The 10944-nt window shown below is 46.7% G+C and carries 8 protein-coding genes; 2 read left to right on the top strand and 6 right to left on the bottom strand.

Annotated elements, in window-relative coordinates; translation table 11 throughout:
• Window positions 1-278 precede the first annotated feature (278 nt).
• Together chrA and AAEO50_RS07275 are read right to left on the bottom strand one after the other, a co-directional pair.
• Window positions 279-1481, bottom strand: a complete 1203-nt coding sequence (gene chrA, locus AAEO50_RS07280; RefSeq protein ID WP_341982001.1) for a chromate efflux transporter — start codon at window positions 1479-1481, stop codon at window positions 279-281.
• A 17-nt stretch (window positions 1482-1498) separates the two neighbouring features.
• Window positions 1499-1804, bottom strand: coding sequence for a PadR family transcriptional regulator (locus AAEO50_RS07275; RefSeq protein ID WP_341981999.1), 306 nt, complete (start codon window positions 1802-1804; stop codon window positions 1499-1501).
• 328 nt (window positions 1805-2132) lie between these two features.
• Here AAEO50_RS07275 and AAEO50_RS07270 point away from each other — a divergent pair, with 328 nt between their 5' ends.
• Window positions 2133-2690: a CBO0543 family protein gene (locus AAEO50_RS07270; RefSeq protein ID WP_341981997.1), complete on the top strand. Its 558-nt coding sequence runs from the start codon at window positions 2133-2135 to the stop codon at window positions 2688-2690.
• A 45-nt stretch (window positions 2691-2735) separates the two neighbouring features.
• Here the strand turns inward: AAEO50_RS07270 and AAEO50_RS07265 are convergent, their stop codons facing one another.
• The 4 genes from AAEO50_RS07265 to AAEO50_RS07250 form a co-directional block, all read right to left on the bottom strand.
• On the bottom strand, window positions 2736-5300 hold the full coding sequence (locus AAEO50_RS07265) for a heavy metal translocating P-type ATPase (protein ID WP_341981995.1): 2565 nt from the start codon (window positions 5298-5300) through the stop codon (window positions 2736-2738).
• A gap of 13 nt (window positions 5301-5313) precedes the next feature.
• A complete protein-coding gene (locus tag AAEO50_RS07260; protein ID WP_341981993.1) occupies window positions 5314-5637 on the bottom strand; it encodes a metalloregulator ArsR/SmtB family transcription factor in 324 nt (107 codons plus the stop codon).
• 665 nt (window positions 5638-6302) lie between these two features.
• Window positions 6303-8093, bottom strand: coding sequence for a YhgE/Pip domain-containing protein (locus AAEO50_RS07255; protein ID WP_341981991.1), 1791 nt, complete (start codon window positions 8091-8093; stop codon window positions 6303-6305).
• Between the two features lies 1 nt (window position 8094).
• Window positions 8095-10152, bottom strand: coding sequence for an efflux RND transporter permease subunit (locus AAEO50_RS07250; protein WP_341981989.1), 2058 nt, complete (start codon window positions 10150-10152; stop codon window positions 8095-8097).
• Window positions 10153-10332: 180 nt separating this feature from the next.
• Here AAEO50_RS07250 and AAEO50_RS07245 point away from each other — a divergent pair, with 180 nt between their 5' ends.
• Window positions 10333-10887 (top strand): TetR/AcrR family transcriptional regulator, encoded by a 555-nt coding sequence (locus AAEO50_RS07245; RefSeq protein WP_341981987.1) that lies wholly within the window; start codon window positions 10333-10335, stop codon window positions 10885-10887.
• The last annotated feature ends 57 nt before the right edge of the window (window positions 10888-10944 follow it).

Below are 10944 nucleotides of genomic sequence, written 5' to 3'. Positions count from 1 at the left end.
CGACAAGCATAAGGCGAGCAAGCCGGAAAGGCGTTCTTTGCCTTTTTGGCTTGCTTGACTTATGACCTCGAGCCTCTAGCCGCCGGAGCTGGACAAGTCTCACATAAGCTACTCTTCCCGCAGGAGTCTTCGTCTTACACTCCAATTAACCGCTGTAAAGAACTAATATCTAACAGAACTTCAAACTAAAAACCCGAATCAATTTGCTAGATAGATAACAAATTGATTCGGGTTTTACTTAGGTTAAACCACTTATGTCCCAGTCTTCTTCTTACAAATTAAAAACCTAATAACTGCAATACATATCCACCCGCAACCCCGATGATCACTATCAGCCATGCAGGTACTTTCCAAACGTTCAGCAAAGCAAATAAAATGACAGCCAGGGCAAAGTCAGATCCATCAAGGATGGAGCTTTTAATCACTGGATCATAGAACGCCGCCAGCAGGATACCTACCACGCTCGCGTTCACTCCCATGAGGATTCCCTGGAATGCGGCACGCTTTCGCAGTTCACTCAAGAAAGGCAAAGCAGCCACAATGAGCAGGAATGAAGGCAGGAAGATGGCGACCGTCGCCACCACGGCTCCCGTGACCCCTTCCATCATGGTCCCGAGATAACTGGAAAAGGTGAACAATGGACCAGGGACGGCCTGCGCCATTCCATAACCTGCAAGGAATTCATCGGCTGACAATAGGCCTTGCGGGACCAATTCCCTCTCAATCATCGGCAGGACCACATGTCCGCCGCCAAATACCAGCGACCCGACCCGGAAGAAGATATCAAAGATGTTGAGCAGAGAGCTGTTGAATGTGTTATTCAGGATCGGCAATAAGATTAATGTCCCAATCAATACAGATAGGGAGGCCACACCCGTCTTTTTCGATATACTGACGTGGAACGGTTCAATTTTCGATTCTGCTTTATCCTTGAACAACTTCCATCCAAGCAGTCCGGCAGCAATGATAATCAAGATCTGGACCCAAGCCGACGGGTACAAAAGCATGATCAGCGCCGCACCAATTGCAATCGCCAGCCTGCTTTTATCCGGAGTCAGCTTTTTCCCGAGGCCGATCAAGGCATGAAGGACAACGGCTGCTGCGACGACCTTCAGGCTATGGATAAATCCCGCGTCCCCGAGCGTAAAAGTCTGGTAGAGCAAAGCAAAAATGATAAGGACAATGACAGAAGGAAGCGTAAACCCTAAGAAAGAGATGACGCCTCCCAGTATACCCCCGCGAAGCATGCCGATCGATATCCCTACCTGACTGCTCGCCGGCCCCGGAAGGAACTGGCATAAAGCGATCAAGTCTGCATAGGTCTTATCCGTCAGCCATTTCCTCCTGTCCACGTATTCATCTTTAAAGTAAGCCAAGTGTGCAACAGGCCCTCCAAAAGACGTCAACCCAAGCTTTGTTGACGTGAATAATATTTCTAAAAGTATAGCCAAACGGCTTTTATCTTTGAGTTGCTGGTTCAATGTCCAACACCTTCCTTCTATTTAATTTCTTTGAAAAGCTCATACGCCTTCGCCCTTGCTTCCTGCAGGACGACATCGCCTCTATCGGTAATGCGATAATATTTCCGGATTTTACCATCCACATTCACGTCTTCCCTGGAGAGTAGCCCGTCTTTCTCCATGCCGTGAAGAATCGGGTAGAGCGTCCCGGTGCTGATATCATATCCATGCTCATGCAGCTCCTCTACCATCCACGATCCATAGATCGGCTCCTCTTTGGCATGATGAAGAATATGAATATGGATGAAGCCCAGAAACAGTTTTCGCAGCACTTTATTTTCCAAAAGACCCCTCCTCGATTTCATTATCAAATTTCGATATCGATTTCCGATTTTGATTTTAAAACAAACATAATTGTAAATCAAGACAATCCGGCAAACTTTACATAGGCTTAACATTAATTAACGCTGTCTCTAAAAGATTGTTGCTCGATGACTGAGAAGTCGGAATGTAGTATGTGCCCTATCCAGAAGGTGATAAAGACGGGGAGGAAGAACGAATAAAATCCCAACTTTTTCTTAAACTAAGAAGATGAACCTGTTCGGTGGAACAAGACTAGATACGTAAATGATGCGATAACCCCGCAGAGGGAAAAACCAGGAGGAAAACATGATGTTAGAACAAAAGATGAAAAAAATATATGAGGATATGCATTATGCCTATTTAGATAAATTTGAATTATGGCAGCAGGAAATTGTATACGGGTGGCAATGGTGGTTTGGGGTATTGCTTACGGTACTTCCATGGATCATATGGGCAAAATTTCATCCGCGGCAAAGCACCCACCGGTTATTATACATCGCTTTTTTTGTAATGGTCATTGCTATTTGGCTCGACAGCCTTGGTGTGCAATTGGACTTATGGCATTACAATTATGAGGTTCTGCCATTCTCCCCGTCGTATAAACCTTGGGATATTACCCTGATTCCTGTCCTGACGCTTTTTTTCATACAAACCAAACCTGCCGCAAACCCTTTCCTAAAAGGGATCATCTATGCAGGTTTCATCGCTTTTATTGCAGAGCCCGCTTTTATTTGGAGCGGTTTTGTTGTTTATACAAATTGGGAATACATTTATTCTTTCCCGATTTATTTAGTGATGTACTTAATCTCGCATTTTCTGAGCACAAGAACACACTTTAACAAGCTGCATGAAAGCAGCGAAAAATAAAGGCCTGCCCCCCGGGTATAAAACTCGGGGGGGCAGGCCCTATCATCATTTATCAGTATGACTTACTTTTAATAGACGCAGAGCATTCAATATCACGATGATCGCTGCCCCCGTATCACTCAGGACTGCGAGCCAAAGCGTGAGCCAGCCCGGAAAGATCAAGGCTAATGCCGCGAATTTCACGATCAATGAGAACCAAATGTTTTGTTTGATGATTCCAAGTGCCTTTCTGCTTAAATTGATCGTGTGCGGAAGTTTTTCAAGGTTATCCGCCATCAATACGACGTCTGCTGTTTCCATGGCGGTGTCCGTTCCTGCCCCTCCCATCGCAATACCTAAATCGGCTGTGGCAAGTGCAGGGGCATCATTAATGCCGTCCCCAACCATGGCCACTTTATGGCCTTCGCTTTGTAATTTCTTGATGGCATCCACTTTATCTTCGGGTAAAAGCTCGGCAAAATAACGATTCACACTTGCTTCCTTTGAAATCATTCTGGCTGTGCCTTCATTGTCGCCTGTGAGCATGACAACCTGTCCGATTCCGGCTTTCTTCAAGCCATCCAATGCGTTTACAGTCGTTGTCCTGATCGAGTCAGCAACAGAAATGACTCCGATGATTTCCTGGTTTGTACCGATGATCACGACGGTCTTCCCTTTGTTCTGAAGCTCCTGCACGACTGGTTCAGCCCCGCCCAGTGGAATGTTCTTTTCTTCAAAAAGCCTTGCATTCCCTGCATAGTGGATCACACCGTCAATCGTTGCCTGCACGCCTTTCCCCACTATGCTTTTAAATACCTCTCCGCTCTTAGGTTCGATCCCCCTTTCATTGGCAAACTCCACAATGGTTTTTGCAATCGGGTGGGTCGAATAATCCTCCAATGTCAAAGCGATGGATAGCAGTTCGTCTTCTGACGTGTTGAAAGCTTTGATCCCGGCAACCTTTGGCTTCCCTTCAGTCAGGGTGCCCGTTTTATCAAACGCAATGGCCGTGATCGCCCCTGCTTTTTCAAGGAACGTCCCTCCTTTGATCAGGACCCCGTTCTTTGCCGCATTTCCGATCGCAGAAACAATCGCAACAGGAGTGGAGATGACCAGTGCACAAGGACAGGCAACGACTAACAATTCTAGCCCTTTATAAAACCATTCGCCCCATGTTCCAAAACCTATAAGAGGCGGGAGCACCATGACAACCAATGCCAGCACGAACACGATCGGCGTATAAACAGCCGCGAACTTATCGATGAACGCCTGTGTTGGTGCCTTCTGTTCCTGGGCTTCCTCCACCAAGTGAATGATCTTCGCAATGGTCGTATCTTCAGCGAGCTTCGTGACTCTTATTTCAAGAGATCCGTTTTCGTTTATCGTTCCAGCATAGACGGTATCCCCGGCTTCTTTATCCACTGGAATCGATTCACCTGTAATCGGCGCCTGGTTGATACTCGATTCACCTTTTAAAATTTCTCCATCCAGCGGAATCCGATCTCCAGGTTTCACAACTAAAATGTCACCCACACCTACTTCTTCCACAGGCTTCTTCATTAATTGAGACCCAACCTTGATCCACGCTTCCGAAGGTGCCAGATTCATCAGATTCCGGATCGAGCTTCTCGTCTTCTCCATCGACATCGTCTGAAGGGCGGTTCCAAGCGCAAACAGCCAGACGACCGTTGCCCCTTCCAGCCATTCTCCTATCAAGGCAGCACCGATGGCAGCAGCTGACATTAATACATTCATGTCCAATGAACGGCTTTTTATAGAATAAAACGCGCTCTTCACCGGCTTATAGCCGCTGATGACCATAGCGGCAGCGTACAAGAACGTGGTTAAAAATGTTGAGACATCAGTAAAAGAACCAGCGAAACCTAATGCAATCAAGACCCCCGAGGTGATGATCCCGCCATATCCTTTCTTTTGTGTTTCTTCTGTTGATGGTCTATTTTTTGAAAGCAGAGACGCTTTAAAACCGATTTTAGATACTTCCGTTACGATTTCTTCCACGCTGTTCTTATGCTCCACTTTCATTTTTCCTGTTGAGAAATTGACACTTACTTGGTTGACTGCGGGAATCGTATTCAAATGGTTCTCGATACTCTTTGCACAGCTGCCGCAATCCATCCCTTCGACCGAATACACCTTCATATTCTTGTTTTGTTTCAAGGGCTCGACCTTAAATCCGAGCTTTTGAACCTCAGACTCTACTTGTTCAAAATCGCTCCCCGTAACTTTCAGTTTTGCAGAAGTATAGTTTACCTTGGCTTCCGCTATATTCTCTAACTTACTCAGCCCTTTTTCGATGGATAAAGCACACGATGGGCAATCCATTCCAAATATACGGTATTCGGCCATTTCGCCTTTTTGAGATTTGCTTTCACTGCTGCAGCAGGATTTAGCCGCTGCTTCACTCGTCTCACCGGCTGCCTGACTGCTGCAGCAGTTCTTGGAATTGTCAGCTTCAGGGGTTGCTGTATCTTCAGCATTACCGTTGCAGCAGCCTTGGGATTCTCCAGCTTCAGTGGTTACCTTAACTTCCGAGGCCCCGCTGCAGCAGCTTGATTTAACTCCATCCTCAGGTTGTTCACCTTTATTCGAACTGCAGCATGAATCTGCCATCTCTTCCACCCCCCTAAACGATATGATTCTTGCAGCATGCAACGTCACTTTGTACTTCACCCAGCACCACATCGAACATCTTCAACAAGTCCCGGACGTGCTGATTACTCAAACTATAGAATGTATACTTCCCTTCCTGCCTTCCGACAATCAGACCGCATCCCCTCAAGCACGCCAGATGCTGAGAGATATTCGACTGGTTCCCATCAAGGTCCTTGACGATCTCGGAAACCGTCTTTTCTTCTTCTCTGATACACTCCAAAATTTGAATCCTTATTTTATGGGCAAATCCCTGCAGGAATTTTACCTTAGTATCTAAATCAATTGTTTCAGCCAATTTTTGCCCCTCCATCATATTAGGAATTTCTAATACGTTATCTACATCATATTAGCAATTTCTAATATGTGTGTCAAAACAGTTCAAACCGATAAGAAAATACTGAAATCAATCATATTCCTATACATTTGAAAATAAATATTCCCTGAACTTTGATTTCGATAATAGATTCCGCTTTTTCGATAATAAAATCGTTTTTTCCGATAATAAATCTTTTGATTTCGATAATAAAATTCCATCAACTCAAAAAAGACATACTATTTTAGTTGAAAAAGGGGCTCCATGAACTAAAACCATTCATTTACCTCCACCATTAATGATAAAATCGTCCGTTTTTGGAAAAACCTTTGAATTTCACTAGAATTACTGCTTTATTTATGAAAAAACTTCCGGTAAACAGAAAAAGCCTGACCCCCGGTACACTAGACATCAGCATACCGGGGCCAGATCCCACTACAGCTTGTCTGCAAATTAAGATGATAGATTTCATGCAAAAAGGACAGCTATCGTGGTTTCAACGAAATCACGGTAGCTGTCCTTTTCAAATTTTTAAGGTGCTTTTTTTAGTGGTGCCTGCCTCAAACCTTTTAAATTGTGCCAGGCACAAAACACCCTGATTGTTCCTGGCACAAAACATTTAATCTGTGCCTGGCACCAACCACCTACTATCTAAACAAATCCAAAAACAATTCCCAGAACCCTTTTTCCTTCTCAGGTTCCGCCTTCTTCTCTTCCTCTTTTTCCTTCTCGATGCTCTCCGTCTTGATCACGAACTGAACGGAAGAAACCTTTTCATTTTCACCAGAAACAAACGACACAGGCTTGAAATCGGACTTATCGTACTCATCCATCATCTTATTGATTTCTTCCTGCATCTTTTCAGGCAGATCCTTCGTTTCCTGATGCAATTCTGAAGTGCCATCGTGCAGGTCGCTGACACCGCCTTCTAATTCCCCGGTTCCACCGGCAAGTTCTGCGATACCGGAATGCAGCTTACCATAATTAGAGGATAGCTGGCCTACGCCATCTGTATAGCTCACAAGCCCTGAATGGAAATCACCGTATTTGGCAGACAGTTCACTCAAGCCTTTTTGAAGCTCCGCAAGCCCGCTCATATCTGTTTCCTTTAATGAAGCAGATAGATTATTCGAGATCGAAGTCAACTGCGCGCTGATCTCCGTCACGGCACCGCTCATTTGATTCAACGACGGCTCGACAGCTGCAAACGCCTGGTTCACGCTGTCATACGTCCCTTTCACCTTTTGCGCAGCCGCGTTGGAGGCAGCCAGTTTATCCACGACTTCCGGATTCGGTGAACTCTCACGCAAAGCGGCGATTTCTTCTTCCGTTACCTGACTCGCAGGAATCCCCTTGATCGCTACATCAAGCGCGGCATACGCCTGTGCATAATTATCCTTCAGCTTCGTAATCCCGGCTGCCGTTTCATTCAGTCCGCCTGCAAGCTGATTCAGCCCCGCAGGCAATTCATTCAGGCTCGACAAATCCACATCAGCCGACTGCCCGGCAAGGGACTTGTTGATCGTTGCCAGCGCATCACGGATCGAACCGGAAGCACCGACGAGCTGAGAAGAAGAACCATTCAATTCAGCCACTCCATTTTTATATTGCGCCGAACCGTCACGAAGACTTGCCGCACCATTATTGAGCTGGGTCACGCCCGTCTCAAGCTCGGCCACACCCTCATTCAACTTCCCAATGGCATTTGAAAGCTCCGACATATCACCTGTCATTCCCTCGGTCCCCGTCGTATCGATTGGGAGCGTGGACGGAACCGCGGCGATCTCGACTCCCTTGAACTCAAAGTCCTTCACATCCGCTTCCACCGTCAGCTTCTTCTCTTTTCCAGGCATGACGGTGAACGTGACCTGTTTATTCTTCCCGGCATTTGCCACCATGCCGTCAGCCGCTTCGATATTTTCATACGTATTCGGCAGGCTCATAGACATCTGCAATAAATAGTTTTCATAGAAAACAGAGTCGCCGCTCTCGTTCTCAGCCGTATCGATGTGGATGTCAAGATGCCCGCTTTTCCCGGCTAGCCCGGAAGGATCCACTTTCTTTCCATCCAGCACATACGACACCTTCACATCCCATGGCAGCTCTGTATTCTCGTTCATATTCCCCTGATACGTAAACTTTCCTTCAGGGGCCTCCATCTCAATCTTCTCCCCCTCCTGATTAAGTTCCTTCAGGTCGGTCAGGTTTTTGACACTGCTGTACTGACCGTAATCGAGGATCTTCCCGGCACGCTCCACGTCGAACGTGTTCACAACGTAGATATGATCGAGGTTCCCCTCGGCATTCAATGTCGCATACACCACTTCATCCTTTGACGACACCTTCCCTTCCGTCGCCGCCTGGGCAGGGACACTTAGAAATGAAGGCAAGAACAGCATCAATGCAAGCGCGCTGTATGTCAGTTGTTTTTTTCCCATATCATTTCTCCTCATAATAATTTGCTTTATAGGTTGTTTTCTTAATGACTTTATCAAAAACCAACAGCATCGCCGGCAGCACGAATAGTACCATCACAAAGGCGAGTAATGCCCCTCTTCCCATCAGCAGTCCAATGGATCCGACGATGGGATTCGAGGATGTGATCCATAAAATAAACCCGACACTCGACAAGATCGCTGCCGAAATCGAAATCGAAAATGTCTTTTCATCGAGCGTCCTCACCATCGCCTCTTTTGCAGGCATCTCCTTCCGGTAGTGGGTGTACGCTTCCGTGAAGAGTATTCCATAATCGACCGTAGCCGCCAGCTGAACCGTACTGATGATCAAATAGCCCACAAACACGAGCGGCGTATTCGTAAAGTACGGAATCGACAAATTGATCCACACCGCTGATTCAATCGTGATGAGCAGCACCACCGGGATCGTTATCGACCGGAAGCTGAACAGGAGCACGAGCGCTATCGTCACGACCGTCAGCACATTCACGACCACATTATCCTTCGTTACCGTATTCTTGATATCATACAGCGTCACGCTCTCCCCGAGTGCCAGTGCGTCATCCCCGTAGTAATCCGAAGCCGCTTTTTTCACCTTTTTTACGATTGAAAAAGGGACCTCGCCTTCCGTACCCTGATTCGTGTTGATGACGATCCGGCTGTAATTCTCAGAGTAGAATTCATCCGTGATCGACTTGTCGAGATAGTCAGGCGGGATTTCGGCCCCGACCTGGTTCACATAGGCGATGACTCCTGTCACATAATCGAGGTTCTCGATATCTTCCACGAGCTCATCTTCTTTCGCCATATCCCCTTTGGGGACCAGCAGCACAATCGGAGTCGTTTCCCCAAACGTCTCTTCGACCTTCTTAAAGTCACTGCCGACACGGGTGTTTTCAGGCGCTTCACCCGACCCGTATATGAACTTCGTATTCGTCTGACCAAGAAAAGCCGGAACAAGAATCGCAAATACTAAAACCAGGCTCGGGATTTTCAGTTTCAACACCTTATTCCCGATCCCCTTAAAGTCCGGCACAAAGCTCCTATGCTTTGTCTTATCCATCCATTTATAAAAAACAAGTGTCAGAGCCGGCAGGAACACCATCACGCTGATGAAACTCAGGACGATCCCCTTCACGAGATTCACCCCGAGGTCGGAACCGATCTGGAATTCCATGAACGTCAGCGCGATGAATCCGAAGAACGTCGTCGCCGCACTCGCCGTGATTGCAGGGAACGACTTCTTCATCGCAAGCTTCATCGCTTCCTCGGGATCATCGGTCTCCTTCCGGTAATCAGAGAAGCTGTGCAGCAGGAACACCGCATAATCGAGCGACACCGCGAGCTGCAGGATCGGTGCCACCGACTGGGTGACGAACGAGACCTCCCCAAGGAAGATATTCGTCCCCAGGTTGATCAGCACCGACACCCCGATCGCCGTCAGGAAAAACAGCGGTTCGACCCATGAAGTCGTCGAGATGACCAGAATCAGAATGATAAGCGGAACGAGAAGCATCCCGGCATACATCGATTCGTTCCCGGCCATCTTTTGGGAATTTGCTGTATTGGCGGCTTCCCCCGCAATCGCACCATCTTCTCCGATCAGTTCATACACTTCATCCGTGATCCGGACCTCATCCCCGGTCCGTACACTGATAGAGAACAGTGCATTCCGGTCCTTATAATAGTTCTCGACCGTCTCTTGATCCGCTACCTCCAAGGGCGTCTTCAGATCGACCATATCATCGAGCCACATGACATCTGAAACCCCGTCGATGGCTTCAAGCTTTTCTTTATAGGCGAGCGCCTCCTGGATCGACACATCGGTCACCATGACCCTCGTATCCGGCACCGCCCCCGTAAATTCTTCTTCCATGATGTCCATCGCCCTCGTCGCCTGGGCATCATCCGGAAGATAATCGACCATATTATAATTGACCTTCACAAAGAACTGCGCCACTGTCGAAAGGATTGTCACCAGCATGAACGCAATCAGCACAGCCTTCTTATGCTTTATGATCCACGATGCAATATTTATCATTTTTCAACCTCACTTGTATCTATCACATTTTCACTTTATCATTATAATAAACACCGTGTTGGTTATTCAACGGACAGTTGTGCAGCGAATGTTCGATACACAACATTTCATTCCGGTATGTTGGATATCTGACTGGACGGCTAAAAATGGAAGAAAGGAACATGGAAAGTGACCTCAAAAATGGACAGACGAAAACAATACACACGAATGGTATTAAAAGAAAGCCTGTTGAAACTTCTTCAGGATAAATCAATCTCAAGCATCACCATCAAAGAAATCTGTGAAACCGCAGACATCAACCGCTCCACCTTCTATGCCCATTATGCAAACCAATACGAACTGCTCGAAGCAATCGAAGAAGAATTCATCGAAGACCTGACCGTCACACTGGGCCAATACAACTTTTCAAAAGAAGACGAAGCCCTGCAAATGACCGAAAAACTATTCGAATACCTCGCCGAGAAAAGCCGCATCTGCCACACCCTCCTTGGCGAGAATACCGATATGTACTTTTTGAAAAAAGGCATGGTAATCACCCATGAATTCATCTTTAAAAACTGGATCACCGACAGCCGGATCGATCAGGAAACGTATGAATACATCAATATATTCCTGGTGAGCGGAAGTATTCATGTCATTAAGAATTGGCTGGAGAACGGGATGGAAAAGACGCCCGGGGAAATGGCGGGGGTATTGTATAACTTTATTAATCGGGGGTTGTCGGGGGTTCAGTAGGTTTCTAGCTGAATATTTAATACCATACTATAATTTTCCGGTTAACCGGGCTATGAA

The sequence above is a fragment of the Rossellomorea oryzaecorticis genome (assembly GCF_038405515.1).
GTDB lineage: Bacteria > Bacillota > Bacilli > Bacillales > Bacillaceae_B > Rossellomorea > Rossellomorea oryzaecorticis_A.
This window is presented reverse-complemented; position numbering and strand designations above follow the sequence as displayed.